The organism is Shewanella algae (genome assembly GCF_009183365.2).
Classification (GTDB): domain Bacteria; phylum Pseudomonadota; class Gammaproteobacteria; order Enterobacterales; family Shewanellaceae; genus Shewanella; species Shewanella algae.
Window position 1 is genome coordinate 471,716 of record NZ_CP068230.1, and the last position, 21,946, is coordinate 493,661.

Sequence of the window (21,946 nt, forward strand, 5' to 3'; positions counted from 1 at the left end):
TTAAAATGCGCCCACCTTACGAGACAAGCACTTTCGAGCTGGCGCATCGCAGGTTGGGCTGGCAGTCCCCAACGGAATGAAAGAAATCAGAGGAAAAAATGAGTAACGAAATCAAAACTCAGGTAGTGGTATTAGGTGCTGGCCCTGCTGGCTATTCTGCGGCTTTTCGCGCGGCAGATTTAGGCCTGGAGACAGTGATTGTTGAGCGTTTCAGCACTCTGGGTGGCGTATGCCTGAATGTGGGTTGTATTCCCTCCAAAGCCCTGTTGCATGTAGCCAAAGTGATTGAAGAAGCCAAGGCGGTATCGGATCACGGCGTTGTGTTCGGCGAGCCAAAGATCGATCTCGACAAGCTGCGTGGCTTTAAAGAGAAAGTGATCGGCCAACTGACCAATGGTCTTGGCGGCATGTCCAAGATGCGTAAAGTGAAGGTGGTTAACGGTTTCGGTAAGTTCACTGGCCCCAACAGCCTCGAAGTGAAAGGTGCCGACGGTGAAACCACAGTGGTTAACTTTGATAACGCCATCATAGCGGCCGGCTCTCGCCCAATTCAGCTGCCTTTCATTCCTCATGAAGATCCACGTATCTGGGACTCTACCGATGCACTGGAACTGAAAGAGATACCAGGCAAGATGCTGGTCATGGGCGGCGGTATCATAGGTCTGGAAATGGGTACTGTTTACTCGTCTCTGGGCAGTGAAATCGACGTGGTTGAAATGTTCGACCAGGTGATCCCAGCGGCCGATAAAGACGTGGTTAAGGTCTTTACCAAGCAGATCAAGAAGAAATTCAACCTGATGCTGGAAACCAAGGTGACAGCGGTTGAAGCCAAAGAAGACGGTATTTATGTGTCTATGGAAGGTAAGGCTGCGCCTGCCGAGCCAGTGCGTTACGACGCAGTGCTGGTGGCCATTGGCCGTACTCCCAATGGCAAGCTGATCGATGCCGACAAGGCTGGGGTCAAGATTGATGAGCGTGGCTTTATCAATGTCGACAAGCAGCTGCGTACCAATGTGGCCAACATCTTCGCCGTGGGCGATATCGTGGGTCAACCAATGCTGGCTCACAAAGGTGTCCACGAAGGCCACGTGGCCGCAGAAGTGATTGCCGGTATGAAGCACTTCTTCGATCCTAAAGTCATCCCATCCATCGCTTACACAGATCCTGAAGTGGCCTGGGTTGGTCTGACCGAGAAAGAAGCCAAAGAGCAGGGCATAGCTTACGAAACCGCGACCTTCCCATGGGCAGCCAGCGGCCGTGCTATCGCTTCCGATGCCAGCGAAGGTATGACCAAACTGATTTTCGACAAAGAGACTCACAGAGTGATCGGTGGCGCCATTGTGGGTGTCAACGGTGGTGAGTTGCTGGGTGAAATCGGCCTGGCCATCGAGATGGGTTGTGATGCCGAAGATCTGGCGCTGACCATCCACGCTCACCCGACTCTGCACGAGTCTGTAGGGCTGGCAGCAGAGATCTACGAAGGTTCAATCACAGATCTGCCTAACCCAAAGGCAAAAAAGAAAAAGTAATCTGCTGATTGGGCGTTTGTCCCCAGGAAGTATTGAAATCGGGCTCAGTTGACTGGGCCCGATTTTTTTGTGCTTTGGCTCGGGTATGTAAATGAATTGTTGTTTGCAAGATGAAATTCAGCGGCCTAGCTGGTACATTCAAGATTGGTCACCAAGGTTATTCATCAGCCGATGATAAGAAAACTAATAACAGCAGGTCTTGGGTTATTGCTCTGCCTTTGTTTGGGGGCAGCACCGGCATATGCCGATGAGTTGGTTAAAAGAGTGTTCTCCTCCAGAGACGGCTTGATCAATACCAGTATTCTCGACATCAGTATGGATGAGCGGGGATTTATCTGGCTCTCCACCGAGCAGGGGTTGTATCGCCTCAGTAACGCCAATATCCGCCGTTTGGACCGCGACGGCCTGGAGTCGCGGATGGCCGATGAATATCTGCCCCTGGTCAAGTCTCTCGGGCAACAGCAGATGTTGGTGAGCACTCTGTCTCATGCCTACCTCTACCATATAGCCGATAACCGTTTCCGTCAGTTTGGCAGCGATGAGCTGTTCCCCGAGTATCAGGGCGGCGGCCTAATGAAGAGTTTGAAATCGGCGGCCGGTGACTGGCTGTTGTTAACCGAAAAAGGCCAGGTTTGGCGCTTGAGTCATGACCTGCAACAGCTGCAGAAACTGTTTGACCTACCCTACGACAGTGACCTGCTATGGAGTCAAATCCAACAGCTTGAGAACGGCGACTTGCTGCTGGGTAACGCCTATGGTGTGGAGCTGAGATCGCAAAATGGCAGCGTCAAACAACGCTTGTCATGGCAGGGCAGTTATGGCCGCCTCAACGCCCTGTTTCTCGACAGTAACAACCAGATTTGGATGGCGGCCAGTAAAGGCTTCTATCGGGTTAACCTTGAAAGCAACCGCATAGAGGCCGTGGCCGAAATTCCCTTTTTCACCAGTGTGATCACCGAAGATCTCAAGGGCAACCTGTGGATTGCCAGCAAGCAGGGGTTGCTGAAATGGTCTCCGCACACCCGCAAATTAAAACAGTTCAAAGAGCAGTTAAAGCTCAGGGCCGGTATCGAATATATCAACGCCCTGCAGGTGGACAGCAATGGTTTGATCTGGGTCGGTGGTACAGGACACTCGTTGGCCGTGGTGGCCGACTCCCCCGAGTTTTTACTGGATAGTTTCAGCGCCTCTGAACCCTATAAGCTCAGTGATGAAATGGTGTGGACCATATTGGCTGACGACGAGATGTTGTGGCTGGGAACCGACTCGGGCGTGATTGCCGTTAACCGCAAGACTCAACAGACCAAAACGGCGGTTCCCAGAGGGATGGAGGTCAATGACAGCATCTACAAGATAGATAATCTGGATTCAGAACACCTGCTGCTTTCGTCCACCAACGGTTTGTTTGTGATGAATAAGCAGACTCTGGAAGGGCAACCCTTGGGAGAGTGGAGCGGCAGCGGGCAGTCCCTGAGTCATAAGACAGTGCTCAATACCCTGCATGAGGGCAATCTCTGGTGGTTTGCAACCAGCAATGGTCTCTATGAGTGGGACAAGGAGCAGGGCAGCATCAATAAGAGGAATTTGCCCGGCGCCGAATACAGCGGCAGTAATCCGATTATTTATAGCGTTTACCGCGACAGCAGCGAACGTTTGTGGGTCGGTGGCAACAAGTCGTTCGGTTATCTGGAGCAGGGCGGCGGTTTTCGCTCGTTGGCGACAGTATTTGATGAATTGCCGCATATGCCCACGGTGAGCCAACTGCTGGAATTGAGCCCAGACCGCTTCTGGCTGGCTACCCGTCAGGGAGGCCTGATAGAGCTGGACTTGCAGACCATGAAGATCCGCCGTTTGACGCAAGAGTGGCAACTGGACTGCAATACCGTATTTTTCCTGCAGGATACCGGCGACTATCGTATGGTTGGTTGTACTTATGTGCTGATCCGTCAGGACAAACACAGTGGTGAAATCAAGGTATTCAACGACGACGATGGCTTGCTGGGCAAGGAGCTCAACGAAGGAGCCTATTTCTATGAACCACAGCAGGGGCTCTATGTGGGCACTCCGGATGGAGTGATGTTGCTGGATGTCGATTCTTTGGTAAACCGTATTCCAAGGCACGGCGCCATTCTCGAATCCATTGCCGCCTACTATGACAACAAGACAGAGCTGAGTCTGGTGCCTACGCCGGGACAGCTCATTGCCCCGGGTGCCAGAATGCTCAGCTTTCAGTTGACCAGTATGGATTATCTGGACGATGCGCCTATCAGCCTCAAGTACCGTTTACGACGTCCTGGCGAGGATGAGCTGAACTATTTACTGCTGGAAAATCAGTCACAGATCAACCTTTCAGGGTTGATCCCCGGTGCCTACCAGCTGGAGGTGCTTAGCCAAAATAACGGTATCTGGCAGTCGGAACCTTTCCGTTTCCCTTTCACTGTTGACCTGTTCTGGTGGCAGAGTCGTTGGTTCAAAGGTCTGTTGGTGGTGGCATTATTGGCTATGGTGTTCACCATAGTCTTGCTGCGTCAGCGCCAGGTGCGGCGTTTTATGACCATGAACCTGGCGCTGCGCCAGAGCGATGACAGGCTGAGGCAGTCGCTCAGGGGCAGTGAATCGGATCTCTGGGAGTGGCGCCGCGATACAGGCCTGTTTCATCTGGATAATCGCGGCGGCGTGCTTGGGAGTGATGAAGACTTTATTCTTATCGGCATAGACAAGCTGCCGGTGCATCCGGACGACCAGGCCACTGCACTGGATGAATGGAACAAGATGGTCGAAGGTGAGAGCGACAGATTCGAGTCTGAATACCGCTATCGCCGCCGTGATGGCAGTTGGGGCTGGCTCAGGGTGCGCGGCAGGCCTGTCAGTCATGATCCGGTTTCCGGCAAGGTCAGCAAGGCTGCCGGGATTTACTCTGACATTACCATCAAGCGCCAGTTGGAAGACGAAGTCGAGTTGCTGGCTCAGGCGTTTGAAAACACCTCTGAAGGGGTGTTTATTCTGGATGCCGATGAGGTCATCAAGGTAGCCAACAGAGCGGCTGAGTCGATAGTGGGTCAGGATAGACATAGCCTGCAAGGACGGCACTTCGGCGAGCTGGTGGTTAGCGAAAACTTCCACAAAGACAATGTTGCCACTCTGCTGCAAGGGGTGGAATCCTGGACCGGCGAGCTGGAGATTGTCGGCGTGGCCGGGTCGCGTTGTCCTGTGTGGCTCAATATCTCCTCTATGCAGGATCTCAAGGAACGGGTGCAGCACTATGTGGTGGTGTTCTCCGACATCACAGAGCGGAAACGCACCGAAGCCGATCTGCGCCGTCTGGCCAACTATGATGTGCTGACCGGCTTGCCGAATCGCTCGCTGTTTGCCAACCGCTTGCAGCAGGCGATAGACAGAGCCGATGACAAACAGCAGAAACTGGCCTTGCTGTTTCTGGACCTGGACAGGTTCAAGCATGTCAACGACTCTTATGGCCACAGTATGGGGGATGCCCTGTTGGTGGAGGCGGCCAACAGGCTGCAGTCTGTGATGGATCAGGAGCAGGTGCTGTGTCGTTTCGGTGGTGATGAGTTTGTGATCCTGGTGAATGAAGCCGAGATAGATAAGCTCAACCGTCTGTGTGAGCGCCTGTTGGCGCAAATAGCGCAGCCGTTCGAACTCTATGGACGGGAGTTTTTTATTTCCACCAGTATAGGGATCAGCATCTGGCCCGACGATGCCAGGCAGCCGGAGGCGCTGATCAAGAACGCCGATCAGGCCATGTATCATGCCAAGGAAGAGGGGCGCGGCAACTTCCAATACTACTCCAGTGAGCGTAATGCCGAGGCGCTGTACCACTTGAAATTGGAGGCCATGTTGCGCCACGCCATAGAGCAGGGCGAGTTTGAGCTCTATTATCAGGGCCAGTTTGATGTCAAGGAGCAGCAAAAGTTTATCGGCATGGAGGCCTTGCTGCGCTGGCATCACCCGAGTGAAGGTTTTGTGCGGCCGGATATTTTCATCAAGGTGGCCGAGTCCTGTGGTTTGATTGTGGCCATCGACCGCTGGGTGTTGCGTCAGGCCTGTGAGGACGGTGCCCGCTGGAGCCAGAGTGCGGCCGAGCCGTTCAAGTTGTCGGTGAATGTCAGCGCCGTGCATTTCCGTCACCCGGAATTTATCAGTGGCGTGCTCAATATCCTCGAAGAAACCGGGATGCCGGCCGAATATCTGGCGCTGGAGATCACCGAAGGGGTGTTGATGAAAGAGCTGCACATTGCCCGTCAGCATTTGAAACAGCTGAGAGCCCACGGCATAGAAGTCGCTATCGATGACTTTGGTACCGGCTACTCTTCTTTGGCTTATCTGCGCCACTTTGAAGTCAACACTCTGAAGATAGATCGCTCCTTCCTCAAGGATATTGCCGGCAACAGTGCCGATCAGGCGATTGTCAGCAGTATTGTCGAGTTGGCCCGTAACCTCAGGCTCAAGGTCGTGGCCGAAGGGGTGGAAACCCGGGAGCAGTTGCAACAGGTCACTCACAGAGGCTGCCACATCATTCAGGGTTATTACTTTGCCAAACCTGTGCCGGCCGCCGAACTGGCATCCTGGTTTTACGAGACGCACCACCAATAATCGCTGCTTATACTCACTTGGAACTTTCTCTTTACTGTAAATTCTTTGTTAGAATATGCCGACTCTAATTCTGGAACTCTTGCTAGGTATGAAGACCTCTCTGCGCTTACTGGTTTTGATAGGCACTCTGTTGAGTGTGGCTGCCGTGGCGGCCGAACGTCCCAAAGTGGGCCTGGTTCTCAGTGGCGGTGGTGCCAAGGGCGCGGCGCATGTCGGGGTTCTCAAAATGCTCGAGGCCAACAATATCCCGGTCGACTATGTCGCCGGTACCAGCATAGGCGCCTATGTCGGCGGCCTTTATGCGCTGGGTTACAGTGCCACTGAAATTGAAACCATCATGATGAATGAAGACTGGTCCAAGGGGTATTCGGATACCATTCCGCGCCAGGCCATGAGCTATCGTGATAAGCAGCAAAGAGATCAATACAATATTCCGCTTAACCTGGGGATCCGCGGCGGTGAAGTACAGTCGCCGAGTGGCGTGCTCCTCGGGCAAACCATGTCGCAGCTGTACCGCAACACTACGGATCTGGTGCGGGAGTTCAACAGTTTCAACGAATTGTCCATTCCCTACCGGGCAGTGGCCACCGACTTGGAAACCAGTCTGCCTGTGGTGATCAGCAGTGGCAGCTTGGTGGAAGCGATGCAGGCCTCGGCCACGGTGCCGGGAGCGCTGCAACCGGCTGAAATCGATGGCAAGTTGCTGGTGGATGGTGGCATTGCCAACAATATGCCCGTGGATGTGGTCAAGGCCATGGGCGCGGATGTGATTATCGCCGTCGATATTGGCTCGCCATTGGTGAAAAAGGATCAGCTCAACGGCACCATAGCGGTGTTGAACCAGCTGTCCACCATGCTGACCAATGCCAGTACAGAGCGGCAAAAGGCCTTATTGACCAAAGACGATATCCTGATCCGTCCGGCCATAGATAAGCTCAGCACCACAGACTTTGCTGATATGCCCAAGGCGCTGGAAGCCGGGGTGACGGCCGCGGTGCAGCATACGGCCAGGTTGAGCCAACTGGCGGTGCCTCCCGAGGAATACCGTGCTTATGTGCAGCAAAAGCGCGACGCCAGTCGTGACTGGCTCGATAATCTGGAGAGGCCCGTTACCCGCATAGTCCTTAACAATCAGTCCAAAGTCAGTGATTCGCTGCTGGATGACATACTGGATATCGAGGTGGGTGACAGAGTCACCAAGCAGCAGTTGAACGAAAGCATTGCCCGGCTTTACTCGCTGAACAAGTTCGAGCGGGTCAGCGCCGAGTTTCAGGACACAGATGAAGGCCGGGTGTTAACCGTGACCACCAAGGCCAAGTCCTGGGGCCCCAACTACTTCCAGTTTGGTTTTAACTGGGAAGACGATTTTTCGTTGGACTCGGCAGTGACTCTGGATGCTGCTTTGACCATGACAGACCTCACCGAAAATGGCGGTGAGTGGCGCAATGAAGTGAAAATGGGGTTCGAGAAGTTGCTCGGCACCGAGTTTTATCAACCTCTGGACCGGGATCAGCAGTTTTATGCCCGCGCCCGTTACCAGTACGAGATCAAGAGCTGGGATCTGTTTGATGCCAACAAGCTCTACTTCGAGTTGGATCGCAAGAGCCACAGAATCGACCTGGGTTTGGGGTACAACTATGTCAAACAGGGCCGGATTGAGCTGGGGCTGACAGGTGAGTCGGGGGTGGTGTCCAACGAGGCCTTCTTTGAAGATCTCAAGTTCAACACCTACGGCGCCTATTTCAAGTTTGGCTACGACACTCTGGACAGCATCAGCTTCCCTACCTCGGGCAATCGCTTCACCCTGAATATCTACCTGCGCAATGAGGAGTATGAGGAGGGCGACTTCAAGACAGACCCCGAGCACTCGCTGCAGATTGAAGCAGACTGGAAAGGGGTGGTCAGTGTCGGCAATCACTCCTTCGTCGGTAAGGCCTCTTATTCAACCGTGGATAAAGATGGCAACTTTACTCTCTATGTCTCCGACCTCGGCGGTTTCCTTAATCTTTCCGGCTACCACAAGAACTCTATTGCCGGCGCCCAGAAGGTGTTTGGTGCCTTTATCTATCAGTATGATCTCGGCCGTGATGCGCTGGGGATGAAGGACTTCCCTCTATACCTGGGGGCCAGTCTGGAAGCGGGTAATGTTTGGGGGCTGGATGAACATGTGATGTTTAACGATCTCATCTATTCCAGCAGCCTGTTCCTGGGCACAGATACCCAACTGGGGCCGGCGGCACTGGGCTTTGGTTTCAGCGATAATGGCGAAAATGCTGTCTACCTGTTTATCGGCAAAAACTTCTAATGCGGGCCTGGCCCGTCTGTGACCAGCTCTGTAGTGTTCATAGATATTTACAAAAATCCACTACAGACTGGTCACAGGGAGTGCTAAGGTTTGAAACTGGTATCTTTGTAACAATATAACTATCTGAACAATCACAAATTCGGGGAAGAAAATGAGCAAAATAAGCACCCTGGCATTGGGCATCGCCCTCAGCCTTGGTCTGGCTTCCTGTGCCAGCCAGCAAGCGCCGCAGTCGCAAGTAGAAGTGAAAAAGGCCTCCGGTATTGAGCTGGAAAACTTTGACCATCAGGTTCGCCATCAGGACGATTTCTACTACAGCGTCAACGGTAAGTGGTTGGCCACTACGCCTATCCCGGCTGACAAATCCAACTATGGTGCTTTCTCTGTTCTTTACGAAGAAAGCCAGGCAGCCCTGAAACAGATTATCGAAGAAGCCGCCGCCAAGCCCAATAAGGCCGAAGGTTCAGTGGAGCAGAAGATAGGCGATTTCTATGCCGCCTATATGGATAGCACTCTGACTGACCAACTGGGGATTGCGCCGCTCAAGGGGCAACTGGCAGATATCGCCAAAACCGCCAGCCACGCCGATATTGCCGCACTGATGGGCAAACTGCTGACCGATGGCTCCGGCATTCCCTTTGGTTTTTACGTTAACAACGATGCCAAGAATTCCAGCCAGTACGGGGTTTACCTGTACCAGAGCGGCCTGACACTGCCGGATCGTGATTACTACCTCAAGGACGATCCCAAGTTTGTCGCCAACCGCGAAGCGATGCGTGAATATGTCCGCAATCTGATGAGCGCCGCCGGTTATCCTCACGCGGATGCCGCCGCAGCCAATGTCGCCAACATTGAACTCTTTATTGCCCAGAGCCAGTGGAGCCGGGTCGAGTCTCGTGACGCCAACAAGGCCTACAACAAGATGAGCCTGAAAGAGCTGCAGCAGTTGATGGGCGGCTTTGACTTTGACGGTTTCGCCAAGGCTGCCGGTCTTACCGGCAAGACCCAGGACGTGATAGTGCGTCAACCTTCCTACTTTGAGAAGCTGGGCGCCGAGTTCGGCAAGTTCCCTGTTTCGGCCTGGCAAGACTACCTGGCATTCCATCTGGTGGACTCCTATGCCGGCTTGCTGAGCCAGCAGTTTGTCGATCTGCACTTTGATTTCCACAGCAAAACCTTGATGGGTATTCAGGAGCAAAAACCACGCTGGAAGCGGGCCGTCGATGGCGCCGATCAAGTGATTGGTGAGCTGGTGGGTAAAGAATACGTTGCCCGTCACTTCCAGCCTGAGGCCAAGGCGCGGATGGAGTCGATGATCAAGAACTTGATCAAGGGCTTTGAAGTCAGCATCGATGAGTTGGAGTGGATGACACCTGAGACCAAGAAAGCGGCTCAGGAAAAACTGTCCAAGTTTACCTACAAGATAGGTTATCCGGACAAGTGGAAAGACTACCGCAATCTGGAGATCAAGGCCGACGATCTGGTGGGTAACTATCAGCGTTATGCCCGTTTTGAGTACCAGGACATGCTGGCTAAGCTGGGCAAGCCAATCGACCGCAGCGAGTGGCACATGACACCGCAAACGGTGAACGCCTACTACAACCCTGTGATGAACGAAATCGTGTTCCCGGCCGCCATTCTGCAGCCGCCTTTCTTCAACATGGAAGCCGATGACGCGGTGAACTATGGTGGCATAGGCGCGGTGATTGGCCACGAAATCAGCCATGGTTTTGATGATCAGGGCGCCAAGTATGACGGCGACGGTAACCTGCGCAACTGGTGGACAGACAAAGACCGCGAAGAGTTCCAGAAGCGCGGCGCGCAGCTGTCTGCCCAGTACAGCCAGTTTGAAGCTCTGCCCGGCAAGTTCGTCAACGGTGACCTGACTCTGGGTGAGAACATAGGCGATCTGGGTGGCTTGACCGTTGCCCTGCGCTCTTATCACCTGAGCCTCAACGGTAAAGAAGCGCCGGTAATGGACGGCCTGACAGGCGATCAGCGTTTCTTCGTCGGTTGGTCACAGGTGTGGCGCCGCAACTACCGTGACGAAGAGCTAGGACGTCGTCTGCTGACTGACCCGCATTCACCCAGCCACTACCGCGCCATGGGCACTCCCCGTAACGTGGAAGGTTTCTACAAAGCCTTCGACCTCAAGCCGACTGACAAGATGTATCTGTCGGAAGAGGACAGAGTGAAGATCTGGTAAGGCGGATTATCAGAAAACAGAGCCAGGCAGATGCCTGGCTCTGTTGTATCTGGCGGTTTACAGGGTATCAAGCAGTGCCGGCAGGGCTTCCAGGCTATCACGTTGATAATGCGCCGCAGCCCAGCGGGGATCCTGGCGCTGCTCGGCTGCCGGGACTATCAAGGTCTGCATATTGGCGGCGCGAGCGGCTATCAGGCCATTGAAAGAGTCTTCCACCGCCAGGCAGCGGCTTGGTGGCAGTGCCAGTTTGGCGGCGCAGGAGAGATAAACCTCAGGGTGGGGTTTACCGAGTGGAAAATCCTGAGCCGATTGTATCGCATCGAAGGCTTCTGTGATGGCGAGTTTGCCAAGCACGGCATCGATAATATCCCAGGAGGAAGAGGTGGCCAGGCCCACTTTCAGGCCTCGGCTGCGACAGGCGCTGAGGGCATCGACAACACCGCGCATGGGTTTGCCATCGCGGCGGATATAGGCGATTACCGCCGCTATGATTTGATCGGCGATATATTGAGGTTCTACTTTGACCTTGGGAAAGCGCTGTAACCAGAAGTCCACCACCTGATCGATTCGCAGGCCAGTGGTTTGCTGTATGGCTTCACGGCTGACAGTCATCCCCAGCTGCTGCAAAACCTGATACTCGGCTTGCTGCCAGACGGGCTCTGAGTCAATTAATATCCCATCCATATCAAAAATAACGGCCTGTATTGCGGGTGCTTGCATGGAAAAGTCTCAAAAACGGCGCGGATTTGGACGCAGGATAACGAAAAGCGGCCCCGGGATGCAAAATTATCCCGGCAGGGGAGATTAGGAGATGCTTGGCTGAAGGCGTTTGAATTTAATTCGATTACTACAATCTAATTATTTGTATTTAAATGAAAAAATCATTTTTTCAAACTATTGTCTAATTTCCTTTGTTTAATGAGGGGCTTAGTGTGTCGCCGACCTTGGGATTTTGCCACGATTTCTCAGTTGCCTTAGTGTGATCTCATTCATACTTTTGCAAAGCTGTAGTATACTGCAGGCCGGAATTTACGGGTCGATCCTGTGGGGCTGTCAGCTTCATTCATGAAGACGTGCAGTCGTAAGAGCGCCTAACAAAGAGGAATGTTGCCGTGCTAGAAGCATATCGTAAACACGTCGAAGAGCGTGCTGCTGAGGGCGTAGTCCCTAAGCCATTGGATGCACATCAAGTGGCTGAGCTTGTTGAATTAGTGAAAAACCCACCTGCAGGCGAAGAAGAATTTATTCTTAACCTGCTCGAAAATCGTATTCCCCCAGGTGTTGACGAAGCCGCCTATGTTAAGGCCGGTTTTCTGGATGCCGTTGCCAAGGGTGAGGTGAAATCCCCAATCCTGAGCGCCGAGCGTGCGCTGGAACTCTTGGGTACCATGCAGGGCGGTTACAACATCGAACCCCTGATCCGCCAATTGGACAACGAGCAGATGGCCCCGCTGGCGGTTAAGGCTCTGTCCCACACCTTGCTGATGTTCGATGCCTTCCACGATGTGGTTGAGAAGATGAAGGCGGGTAACGCCTATGCCAAGCAAGTGGTTGAGTCCTGGGCCAATGCCGAGTGGTTCCTCAGCCGTCCCAAGCTGGCCGATAAAATCTCTCTGACCGTATTCAAGGTCACAGGCGAAACCAACACCGACGACCTGTCTCCGGCTCCTGATGCCTGGTCACGTCCCGATATCCCACTGCACGCCTTGGCGATGCTGAAAAACGCCCGCGACGGTATTGAGCCGGATCAGCCAGGCGTAGTAGGCCCAATCAAGAAGATTGAAGAACTCAAGACCAAGGGCTTCCCACTGGTTTATGTGGGCGACGTGGTCGGTACAGGTTCTTCCCGTAAGTCGGCGACCAACTCTGTGCTGTGGTTCATGGGCGATGATATTCCGTTCGTGCCCAACAAGCGTGCCGGTGGTTTCTGCCTCGGTGGCAAGATAGCTCCTATCTTCTTCAACACCATGGAAGATGCCGGTGCTCTGCCGATTGAGTTGGATGTGGGCAATATGGAGATGGGCGATGTTATCGACATCTACCCTTATGCCGGTAAAGTGACCCGTCACGACAGCGACGAAGTTATCTCTGAATTCAAACTCAAGACTGATGTGCTGCTGGACGAAGTGCGTGCCGGTGGCCGTATTCCATTGATCATCGGCCGCGGTCTGACCGACAAGGCCCGTGAAGCTCTGGGTCTGGAAGCCTCCGATGTCTTCGTGCGTCCAGGTGACGTTGCCGATACCGGCAAGGGTTACACCCTGGCGCAGAAGATGGTAGGTAAGGCCTGTGGCGTAGAAGGTATCCGTCCCGGCCAATACTGTGAACCCAAGATGACTTCTGTCGGTTCTCAGGACACTACCGGCCCTATGACACGTGACGAGCTGAAAGACTTGGCCTGTCTCGGTTTCAGCGCCGATTTGACCATGCAGTCTTTCTGTCACACTGCCGCTTATCCCAAGCCTGTTGACGTGAATACGCACCACACTCTGCCTGACTTCATCATGAACCGCGGTGGTGTTTCCCTGCGTCCAGGTGACGGTGTTATTCACTCCTGGCTGAACCGCATGCTGCTGCCTGATACCGTAGGTACAGGTGGTGACTCGCACACCCGTTTCCCAATCGGTATCTCTTTCCCAGCCGGTTCCGGCCTGGTGGCTTTTGCCGCCGCTACCGGTGTTATGCCACTGGATATGCCTGAGTCTGTGCTGGTGCGCTTCAAGGGCAAGATGCAGCCTGGTATCACTCTGCGTGATCTGGTGCATGCGATTCCGCACAAGGCCATCGAAATGGGTCTGCTGACCGTTGAGAAGAAGGGCAAGAAGAATATCTTCTCCGGCCGTATTCTCGAAATCGAAGGCCTGGAGCACCTCAAGGTTGAGCAGGCATTCGAACTGTCTGATGCGTCTGCCGAGCGCTCTGCCGCCGGTTGTACCATCAAGCTGGATAAAGATCCTATCATCGAGTACCTGAACTCCAACATAGTCATGCTCAAGTGGATGATTGCCGAAGGCTACGGCGACCGCCGTACCATAGAACGTCGTATCAAGGGCATGGAAGAGTGGTTGGCGAACCCTGAACTGATGGAAGCCGACAAGGATGCCGAGTATTCAGCGGTTATTGAGATCGATCTGAATGAGATCAAAGAGCCTATTCTGTGTGCACCGAACGATCCCGATGACGCCGTATTGCTGTCTCAGGTAGCCAACACCCAGATTGATGAAGTGTTTGTCGGTTCCTGTATGACCAACATAGGTCACTTCCGCGCCACGGGTAAGATGCTGGACAAGTTCGCCAAGACGCTGCCTACTCGTCTGTGGATTGCTCCACCAACCAAAATGGATAAGGATCAGCTGACCGAAGAAGGTTACTACGGTATCTTCGGCCGCGTCGGTGCCCGTATCGAGATCCCGGGTTGTTCTCTGTGTATGGGTAACCAGGCACGGGTTGCCGAAGGCGCGACTGTCGTTTCGACTTCTACCCGTAACTTCCCGAACCGCCTGGGTACAGGTGCCAATGTGTACCTGGCCTCTGCCGAGCTGGCTGCCGTTGCAGCGCTGCTGGGACGTTTGCCAAGCCCTGAAGAGTATCAGGAATATGCCAAGGAGCTGGACGCAACAGCGGCCGATACCTACAGATACCTGAACTTCGACCAACTGGAGTCTTACACCAAGAAGGCCGGTGAAGTGATCTTCCAGTCAGCGGTTTAAGTTATCGCAATAACAAAAGCCAGCTCATAGAGCTGGCTTTTTTGTGTCTGAAACGAGCTGCAAGCGAGTGCAATAAGGCGCAAGGAACGGCGATAAGCTGCAGACTCGTTAAGGGATCAGTTGATGGTCGGTGCCAACTTCTTATTGTGCAGCACTTCCAACATTCTGTCTTCCAACTGGAAGCGGGTCTCCAGGGCGTGCACCAGTTCGGCGAGATCTTTATCCAGCTGGTAGAGCAGATCGTCGCTTTCCAGCTCGGAATACTTGTCGCTGAAGTCCAGAGCCTGATCTGTGGTCTCGACAATCTTCGGCAGCAACTGCTGTGCCAGTGCCTTGTTCGATTGTCCCTGTTCGTCACAGGCGTCGACTACCTTATTGAAGACTTCGAAATGACCTTCCGAGACATAATCCACCAGCAGATTGCAGAAGCTGCGAACCTGATCGACACAGGGCAGGGACTTGTCACGGTTTTCATAAGGAGCCAGTCCGGCCAACTTACAGTAATAAACCAGTAACTTTCTGCGGTTGTTCAACCATTGATCCACCAGAGCATTGGCTCCGCCCCATTTTTGCTCGGCCTGTTCAAGTTGTTTCAGCATGATCTTCTCATCCTTATCGCCGCACTTGTTCCTAATTTAGGTGACAAGTTAGCCAGTGATCAACTCTTTTCGGTGTGTAGACGACTTTTTTACACATGGACAAACCAGTTGTTTTGTATACAAAAACAACTCAAATGTTAAATTGTGTATCCAGGCGTGGAATGGGAAATAAAAAGCCCAGCGGTAGAAACTACAGCTGGGCGAGGAAAGTTTTAACAGGCTCGATGTGACGAGCTTCTTGATTGTTCTTGCTAGCGCAGACTTTTTATACCAAAGGGTGGGAACCTGTGCAACTTTTTTCTGTCATAAGACATTAGTCTGACGCCTCAATCTTTATACTTTTGTTGTGAGAATGTGATCCCTGGCCGATTGTGTTGGCAAGTCTTGAGCTTCATCAAGTTCCCCTGTATTCCGTTTATCTGTTTGATTACTGCTTTTGGTTCACACCCATGGCTTGGTGCCTATCGGCTTGCCTGTGGAGCGGCCTGGATGGCTTGGCAGTACGCAAACTTCTCACTGGAATAGTATTTATCCATGCCTGTGGTCACATAAATACTCAGACACAGGTTACAATACAGCCGCAAATGCTAAACTACCGCCCCAGCAGATCTCAATCGGAGTAGGAATAAGCCCAATGGCAGAATTAAAAAACGATCGTTATTTACGTGCGCTGCTCAAGCAACCTGTTGATGTTACCCCAGTTTGGATGATGCGCCAGGCTGGCCGCTATCTGCCAGAATATCGCGCTACCCGCGCCGAAGCCGGTGATTTTATGGCGTTGTGCCGTAATGCCGAACTGGCTTGTGAAGTTACCCTGCAGCCGCTGCGTCGTTTTGAACTGGATGCGGCAATCCTGTTTTCCGATATTTTGACTGTGCCTGATGCCATGGGGTTGGGCCTGTATTTCGAAGCCGGTGAAGGCCCTCGCTTTGAGCGTCCAACCGACACCATTGAAGCCATCAAGAAGCTGGCTGTACCGGATCCGGAAGATGAGCTCGGTTATGTGATGAAAGCCGTCAGCACCATTCGCCGTGAACTCAAGGGTGAAGTGCCATTGATCGGTTTCTCCGGTTCACCATGGACACTGGCCACTTATATGGTTGAAGGCGGTTCCAGCAAGGCCTTCGAAAAGATCAAGCGGATGATGTATGCCGAGCCTGCCGCCCTGCACATGCTGCTGGACAAGCTGGCAGATTCCGTAACCCTGTATCTGAACGCCCAAATCGCCAACGGCGCTCAAGCCGTGATGATCTTTGACTCTTGGGGCGGCGCGCTGTCTCATGCGGCCTATCGCGAGTTCTCACTGCGTTACATGCAGAAGATAATCGATGGACTGAATCGTCATGCCGAAGGCCGTCAGGTACCAGTGACCCTGTTTACCAAAGGCGGTGGTCTGTGGCTTGAAGCCATGGCTGAAACCGGCTGTGATGCTCTGGGTCTGGATTGGACCATAGACATTGGCGATGCCCGCAAGCGTGTGGGTGACAAGGTGGCCCTGCAGGGCAATATGGACCCATCGACTCTGTACGCATCTCCTGAGCGTATTCGTGAGGAAGTGGCACAGATCCTGGCCAGCTATGGTCAAGGTACGGGCCATGTATTCAACCTGGGCCATGGCATCCACCAGCATGTGGATCCTGAGCACGCCGGAGCCTTCGTCAAGTCGGTACACGAGCTGTCTGCCCAGTACCACAAGTAAGCATTCGCGCAATAAAAAAGCCCGCATTGCGGGCTTTTTTTATTGCTTTTTCAGTAATGGCTGGCCTGCTCGGGTGGTGAAAACTTGTATCCCACACCCCATACGGTAGTCACTATGGGCTCACTCTTGGGACATGCGGCCAATTTGGTGCGCAGGCGGTTGATATGGCTGTTGACCGTGTGTTCGTAGCCCGCATAATTTGAACCCCAAACGCCTTGCAACAGTTGCATCCGGCTGAATACCTGTCTCGGCCGCTTGGCCATAAACAGCAAGAGATCAAACTCTCTGGCGGTTAACTGCAGTGGCCGGCCAAAGGCCTTGACCTCGCGGGTAGCACTATTGATGCTGAGGCCGTTGAATTCGAGTTGCTGACCCGGCAGCTTGATGTATTCGCCCCGTCTGAGCCAGGCCCTGATCCGGGCACGTATCTCCAAAGTGCCACAGCTTTGAAGCAGGTAGTCATCGGCACCGGCCTCAAGAGCCAGAACCACATCGGCCTCGTTGTCGGACTCCCCCAGAAGCAATAGCGGCAGATTCGGATACTCTTGCCTGAGCATCTGACAACGGCCGAGCATGTCACCGTCAGGCAGTTGGCGTGTCATGATCAACAGGGCCAGAGGTTTACTCGCCAGCAGTCTTCTGGCCTGTTGAAAACTCGTCGCTTGCCATAGCTGGCAGCCCAGAGTCTCGAGATTGAGGCGTTGGATATCGGCCAGGCTCTGATCATGGGCAAGCAGCAGGATCTGCGGTGTGCTGGAAGGGATCATCTTGGGCTCCGAATCAACTCTGGGTATTGGAGTTGACCCGGCGCCGCGGGGTTTTCTTTCAGGCTCTTATCTTGGGAGCAAAGCGCTGAAGACTAGGACTTACGGTAGATCACTATCTTGAGCACCGGATTATCGAACCTGTGCGAGGGCGCCAAGACCGAGTCGGCCAGACCGTCATCGGCCGAGATAATCCCAGGATGGAGATGTACTCTATCGACATCATCCCTGGCACTGTTAAAGCCTTCACCGCCATCGGCCGGGCCGGGAATACTGCCTTTGGTTTCTGAGTTGGCTTCGGTGCCGGCATCATAGGCGGGAGCAAGCAGTTGCAAGCTCTCATTGGCTGCCAGGTTACTCAGGTCTACCTGCTGAATGCCACTGAAAGCGTCATTGGTATTCACCAGCATAGTGACCAGGGCCAAGGTCATATTCTCTTCTGAGGTCAGGTTCAGGCTGAAGTCCTGGGTCATCCCGGGGGCCAGCGGAGCTTCGGCGCTCATCAGTGTGTGGACTCCGCTGATATTGGCCAACTCGCTGTTGTCGCCACCTTCTGCGAGTCGCTCGAGTGCCAGGCTTGCCGGCGAGCCGTTTTGCCAGAGTTGCAGCTCTTTGTCGGTAGTCAACAGGGCGATAGGTGATAGAGGTTGGTTAGCGGTCAGGTTGGTCACCCGGATATCGAATTTGCTGGTAGCAGGCTCAGGTTCCGGTGGCTGGGGTGGCGTGCCGGGATGGTCATTGTCCGAGCAGGCGGTCAGCATTACCAGTGCCAGTATCAGCACCAGGGACAGGGCAAAGGCTCGGGCCTGAGTCGGTTCTCTAGGGCTTGTAGTGTTCATCTGCCGCTCCTTTATTTGACGGTAACGATCAAGGCGGCAACCGGGTTCAGCCAGCGATGGATACGGCTGTCGACATCGCTGATGCCGCCATTGGGATCTGTATCCCCGAGTAGTCCCGGGTGGATATGCACCCTGTCATTGCTTGAGTCGTCCATCACGCCGGTGCCGTTCTGGCCGCCCATACCATCGGGCGCCGCCGGAATACCGGGAACTCCAGGCGCGCCGCCACCGGTAATCTGCTCGTCGTTGGCTTCTGTCCCGGCATCGTAGGCATTGAGATAGAGGGTATAGCTGCCCGGAGTGCTGGGTATTTCCCAACCGTCCAAGCCGACAAAGGCATCATTAGTGGGCAGCAGCATGGCCACCAGACTCAGATGGGTCAGGGCGCCGCTATCCAGCATTACCTTTTCAACCTTGGCGCCAGGGGCCAGTAAGCCGGCGGCTGGGTTGGCCACAATCACGCCGTTGTTGGCTGTGACTGCCAGTTGCAGTTCGCTGATATCTCCGCCTTCGGCCATCTTCTGCAGGGCAGAGCTTGCGGGCTCTCCGGCTTGAAACAGGTGACTGTTGCCGTCATGGGCGGCGATAAGCAAGGGGGTAAAGTGGTTGCCATGGGTCAGGTTGTTGATACTTATCTCCAACTGGGCGGCTTGGGATAACTGGCTCAGTGGCAGTGTGCTCAACAGCAGTGGCAGTAGTAACTTGGGTTTCATCGGCTTGCTCCTTCTTATGGGGATAAGTCCAGTGTTTACCCTGGAGTTCACCTCAAGGTCGCCGGTTTATCACGAAAGCTTCACTTTTTCGGGGCGGGGAATGGCTAATCTACGGCGATTGGGATTTTCAATTTTGCAAATTGTGCTCAAAAGCACATACCTAACCGCCTTTTACTGCGCCAAATCAACACAATTGGATAACAGTCAGGGCAAGCTGGTGCAGTTTGTCGCGGGCAAAGTGGCGGCAAACGGGCAATGACGCCAGTCAAGAGTTTTAACCGGACGTTAAATGAGGTATGTTGCCTGCCGGAGTCCGGCCATTCTTGGTATCCGGTAACAATCAGCCGTGGTTTAAGATGCACATTGGCAAAAAAATAGGCGTATTTATCCTGGGGTTTTGTATTCCTGCCCTGCTTGCAGTCGCCTACAGTTTGAATTTTTGGTTTGAATACAGTCTGGGTCAGTTCCGGCAGCAAACGCTGGAGCATGAGTATGTCGGAATTGAGCAGCAGTTTACCCGTGAGTCCCGGCGCCTGTTACAACTGGCGCGCCTCTATGTTCCCATTCTTCAAACGCCGGGCGAGTCGCTGCTGAAAGGTTGGCTGGAGGGGTTGCAGTCTTCCAATATCAGTTTGTTTCATCTGCATCAGGGTAAGGTGACGGCGCTGGCAGACGGCAAGACCCGGGTGTCCGGGCAGATAATCCCTCCCGCCGGACTCTTCTCCACCCTGGACAAGGAAGCCTTTGGCGCCGTGATAGTCAATGAGCAACCTTTGCAGCTGGGGTTCTATCGTTTCGATGATGACGAGGCTCTGATAGTCACTCGTTTACTGACCCCTGCGCACCTGCAGAGCCTGGGACAGGCTGACCTTATCCATTCCGTGGCGCTGGCACCGCTGCAACAGCAGGTGAGCCCGGGGCAACATCTTAAGCTGGCCAGTCAAATCCAAGTGCCCACCCTTATTGGGCCTGTGCTGGCGCTGCAGGTTAAACAACAAAGAGACGCCTTCGAGCGGCTGGAATGGCAAAGCCTGTTGGTTGTCATGCTGCTGTTGCTCGGCGGCATGCTGATGGTGGCCGCCGGTTATCTCTGGCTGCGACGCGGCTTGCTGAAACCTTTCGACCGTTTGATGACAGAGCTGAAGGAGATAGATCCCAGCGCCAGACGCTATACCCATGTCAGCGGCAGCGGCGGCGCCGAGTTCAAGGTGTTGGCCGACAGGATCAACAACCTGTTGCTGCGGATTTTTCAGCAGAAAGAGCGTTCCCGAATCACCCTGGAATCCATTGCCGAAGCCGTGATCCTCACCAACAATAAGGCCAGGGTGATCTATCTCAATCCTCAGGCGGAATCCCTACTCGGGCTGCGCAGTCAACAGGCTTTGGGGCGGACTCTGGATACCCTGCTCAAGAGCGATAATCAACTGGACGAAGAACTGCTCAACTTTATGTCCAGCGGCAGCCGGGTTCCCGAATACAGCAAGGTTACGCTGCAGATGCAGCAGCCGAGAATCATGGAGCGGGCGGTCAGCAACCTCTGCAATCACAAGGGCCAGGTGATAGGCGTGGTGACTGTGCTGCGGGACATTACCCAGGAGGAAACCCTCAAACAACAACTGAGGTTGAAGGCCAGTGTCGATGGTATTACCGGGCTTTACAACCGCAGCGCCTTTGAAGAGCGGCTGCCGGGATACGCCGAAGGCACCGAGACCCTGGCACTCTGTTATCTGGATCTGGAGCAGTTCAAGCTTATCAATGACAACTGCGGCCATGACGCCGGCGATCAGATGCTGGTCATGGTTGCCAGAGCCATAGAGTCCTGTCTGCAGGGTGACGAGATGTTGGCCAGACTCGGTGGTGATGAATTTGGCTTGGCTATCCGTAACCGCAGTGCTCTGGAAGTTGCCAGGTTCTTAAAGCAGGTGGTGAGGCAGGTTTGTCTGCAGATCTTGCCCTGTGGCGGCGCCCATTACCGAGTCGGGGTCAGCTGTGGCGTGGCCTTCCATAGAGGCCCTTGCTCTGCGCCCGCCGAGCTGCTCAAGGATGCCGATATCGCTTGTCTGGCGGCCAAGCGCAAGGGTAGTAGTCAAATTCACTTCTTCGATGATCGCAACAAAGAGCTGGCCAATGAACGCAATGCCCCCAAGTGGGCGGTGCGTATTGCCAGAGCCATAGAGGATAAAGAGCTGCTGCTCTATTTCCAGCCGATTAAAGGACTCAACGGCTGCTGTCGCCGTCAAAGGCTGGAGATCTTGCTGCGGATCCGCGACAACAGTGGTCGTATTCTGCCTCCGGCACAGTTTATTGCGGCGGCGGAGCGGTTCAAGTTGATGCCGGAAGTCGATAGGGAAGTGATCCGCAAGGCGTTCCTCTGGCTATCCGAGCATCCTCAGCTATGGCCGGAGATCTGTATCTCCATCAACCTTTCGGGAAACAGCCTGGGCAGTGAAGGTATGCTGGATTACATCGCCGAGATGCAGGGACGCTATGGCATTCCCAGCTCCTGTGTCTGCTTTGAGATCACAGAGACCAGTGCTATTCAGAACCGAACCCGGGCGATGGAGATGCTCAACCAATTGCGCCGCTTGGGATTTGCCTTTGCTCTGGACGACTTTGGCAGTGGCTTTGCCTCATACGGCTACCTGCGGGAGCTGCCGGTGGATTATGTGAAGATAGATGGCTGCTTTGTCCGGCATCTGGCGACCAATGCCAGGGACTATGCGATAGTCAAATCGATTCACGATGTGTGCCGGGTCATGGGCATAGAGACAGTGGCTGAGTTTGTCGAAAACCAGGAGATCATGGATAAGCTGCTGGAGATAGGGGTCGACTATGCCCAGGGGTACGCGATAGGACGCCCAAAACCTCTGGAGCAGTTTTTGCAGTGGGAGAAGCGCCATGAGCGCCGGCAGCAGGGATTGCACTTGCAGGAGGAGTATGCGAGCTTAGCCTGATAACTTCGACTGAC

At 54.0% G+C, this 21,946-nt stretch carries 13 protein-coding genes; 8 read left to right on the plus strand and 5 right to left on the minus strand.

What is annotated here, in order from left to right; all coding sequences use genetic code 11:
* Positions 1-98 precede the first annotated feature (98 nt).
* From lpdA to E1N14_RS02250, 4 genes are all read left to right on the plus strand, one after another.
* On the plus strand, positions 99-1,529 hold the full coding sequence (gene lpdA, locus E1N14_RS02235; RefSeq protein ID WP_025009237.1) for a dihydrolipoyl dehydrogenase: 1,431 nt from the start codon (positions 99-101) through the stop codon (positions 1,527-1,529).
* Positions 1,530-1,700: 171 nt separating this feature from the next.
* Positions 1,701-6,143 carry an EAL domain-containing protein gene (locus E1N14_RS02240; RefSeq protein WP_025009238.1) on the plus strand — a complete coding sequence of 1,481 codons (4,443 nt, stop codon included), beginning with the start codon at positions 1,701-1,703 and terminating at the stop codon, positions 6,141-6,143.
* A gap of 88 nt (positions 6,144-6,231) precedes the next feature.
* Positions 6,232-8,448, plus strand: a complete 2,217-nt coding sequence (locus tag E1N14_RS02245) for a patatin-like phospholipase family protein (RefSeq protein ID WP_062793714.1) — start codon at positions 6,232-6,234, stop codon at positions 8,446-8,448.
* A 151-nt stretch (positions 8,449-8,599) separates the two neighbouring features.
* Positions 8,600-10,654, plus strand: coding sequence for a M13 family metallopeptidase (locus tag E1N14_RS02250; protein WP_062793715.1), 2,055 nt, complete (start codon positions 8,600-8,602; stop codon positions 10,652-10,654).
* A gap of 57 nt (positions 10,655-10,711) precedes the next feature.
* Here E1N14_RS02250 and hxpB read toward each other — a convergent pair whose 3' ends face one another.
* On the minus strand, positions 10,712-11,374 hold the full coding sequence (gene hxpB / locus E1N14_RS02255) for a hexitol phosphatase HxpB (RefSeq protein ID WP_025009239.1): 663 nt from the start codon (positions 11,372-11,374) through the stop codon (positions 10,712-10,714).
* A gap of 392 nt (positions 11,375-11,766) precedes the next feature.
* On the opposite strand from hxpB, the gene acnB reads away from it, so the two are divergent.
* Positions 11,767-14,364, plus strand: a complete 2,598-nt coding sequence (acnB, locus tag E1N14_RS02260; RefSeq protein ID WP_025009240.1) for a bifunctional aconitate hydratase 2/2-methylisocitrate dehydratase — start codon at positions 11,767-11,769, stop codon at positions 14,362-14,364.
* A 116-nt stretch (positions 14,365-14,480) separates the two neighbouring features.
* Here the strand turns inward: acnB and E1N14_RS02265 are convergent, their stop codons facing one another.
* The gene (locus E1N14_RS02265) at positions 14,481-14,963 is read right to left on the minus strand and encodes an Rsd/AlgQ family anti-sigma factor (protein WP_025009241.1); all 483 of its coding nucleotides are present in this window, start codon (positions 14,961-14,963) and stop codon (positions 14,481-14,483) included.
* Between the two features lie 634 nt (positions 14,964-15,597).
* Here E1N14_RS02265 and hemE point away from each other — a divergent pair.
* On the plus strand, positions 15,598-16,662 hold the full coding sequence (gene hemE / locus E1N14_RS02270; RefSeq protein ID WP_025886797.1) for a uroporphyrinogen decarboxylase: 1,065 nt from the start codon (positions 15,598-15,600) through the stop codon (positions 16,660-16,662).
* A 50-nt stretch (positions 16,663-16,712) separates the two neighbouring features.
* Here the strand turns inward: hemE and E1N14_RS02275 are convergent, their stop codons facing one another.
* The 3 genes from E1N14_RS02275 to E1N14_RS02285 form a co-directional block, all read right to left on the minus strand.
* Positions 16,713-17,429 carry a response regulator transcription factor gene (locus E1N14_RS02275; RefSeq protein ID WP_025009242.1) on the minus strand — a complete coding sequence of 239 codons (717 nt, stop codon included), beginning with the start codon at positions 17,427-17,429 and terminating at the stop codon, positions 16,713-16,715.
* Positions 17,430-17,521: 92 nt separating this feature from the next.
* On the minus strand, positions 17,522-18,265 hold the full coding sequence (locus E1N14_RS02280; RefSeq protein ID WP_025009243.1) for a spondin domain-containing protein: 744 nt from the start codon (positions 18,263-18,265) through the stop codon (positions 17,522-17,524).
* An 11-nt stretch (positions 18,266-18,276) separates the two neighbouring features.
* A complete protein-coding gene (locus E1N14_RS02285; RefSeq protein WP_025009244.1) occupies positions 18,277-18,978 on the minus strand; it encodes a spondin domain-containing protein in 702 nt (233 codons plus the stop codon).
* A gap of 31 nt (positions 18,979-19,009) precedes the next feature.
* Between E1N14_RS02285 and E1N14_RS02290 the strand changes: the two genes are divergently transcribed.
* On the plus strand, positions 19,010-19,237 hold the full coding sequence (locus E1N14_RS02290; protein ID WP_133087278.1) for a hypothetical protein: 228 nt from the start codon (positions 19,010-19,012) through the stop codon (positions 19,235-19,237).
* A gap of 97 nt (positions 19,238-19,334) precedes the next feature.
* Positions 19,335-21,932 carry a putative bifunctional diguanylate cyclase/phosphodiesterase gene (locus E1N14_RS02295; protein ID WP_025009246.1) on the plus strand — a complete coding sequence of 866 codons (2,598 nt, stop codon included), beginning with the start codon at positions 19,335-19,337 and terminating at the stop codon, positions 21,930-21,932.
* The last annotated feature ends 14 nt before the right edge of the window (positions 21,933-21,946 follow it).

What these genes read in the sequence shown, in the direction of transcription:
- hxpB (WP_025009239.1), bottom strand. Translation starts at nt 11,374, where the DNA reads ATGCAAGCACCCGCAATACAGGCCGTTATTTTTGATATGGATGGGATA.
- E1N14_RS02250 (WP_062793715.1), top strand. Translation starts at nt 8,600, where the DNA reads ATGAGCAAAATAAGCACCCTGGCATTGGGCATCGCCCTCAGCCTTGGT.
- E1N14_RS02275 (WP_025009242.1), bottom strand. Translation starts at nt 17,429, where the DNA reads ATGATCCCTTCCAGCACACCGCAGATCCTGCTGCTTGCCCATGATCAG.
- E1N14_RS02265 (WP_025009241.1), bottom strand. Translation starts at nt 14,963, where the DNA reads ATGCTGAAACAACTTGAACAGGCCGAGCAAAAATGGGGCGGAGCCAAT.
- E1N14_RS02285 (WP_025009244.1), bottom strand. Translation starts at nt 18,978, where the DNA reads ATGAAACCCAAGTTACTACTGCCACTGCTGTTGAGCACACTGCCACTG.
- lpdA (WP_025009237.1), top strand. Translation starts at nt 99, where the DNA reads ATGAGTAACGAAATCAAAACTCAGGTAGTGGTATTAGGTGCTGGCCCT.
- E1N14_RS02245 (WP_062793714.1), top strand. Translation starts at nt 6,232, where the DNA reads ATGAAGACCTCTCTGCGCTTACTGGTTTTGATAGGCACTCTGTTGAGT.
- hemE (WP_025886797.1), top strand. Translation starts at nt 15,598, where the DNA reads ATGGCAGAATTAAAAAACGATCGTTATTTACGTGCGCTGCTCAAGCAA.
- E1N14_RS02295 (WP_025009246.1), top strand. Translation starts at nt 19,335, where the DNA reads ATGCACATTGGCAAAAAAATAGGCGTATTTATCCTGGGGTTTTGTATT.
- E1N14_RS02240 (WP_025009238.1), top strand. Translation starts at nt 1,701, where the DNA reads ATGATAAGAAAACTAATAACAGCAGGTCTTGGGTTATTGCTCTGCCTT.
- E1N14_RS02280 (WP_025009243.1), bottom strand. Translation starts at nt 18,265, where the DNA reads ATGAACACTACAAGCCCTAGAGAACCGACTCAGGCCCGAGCCTTTGCC.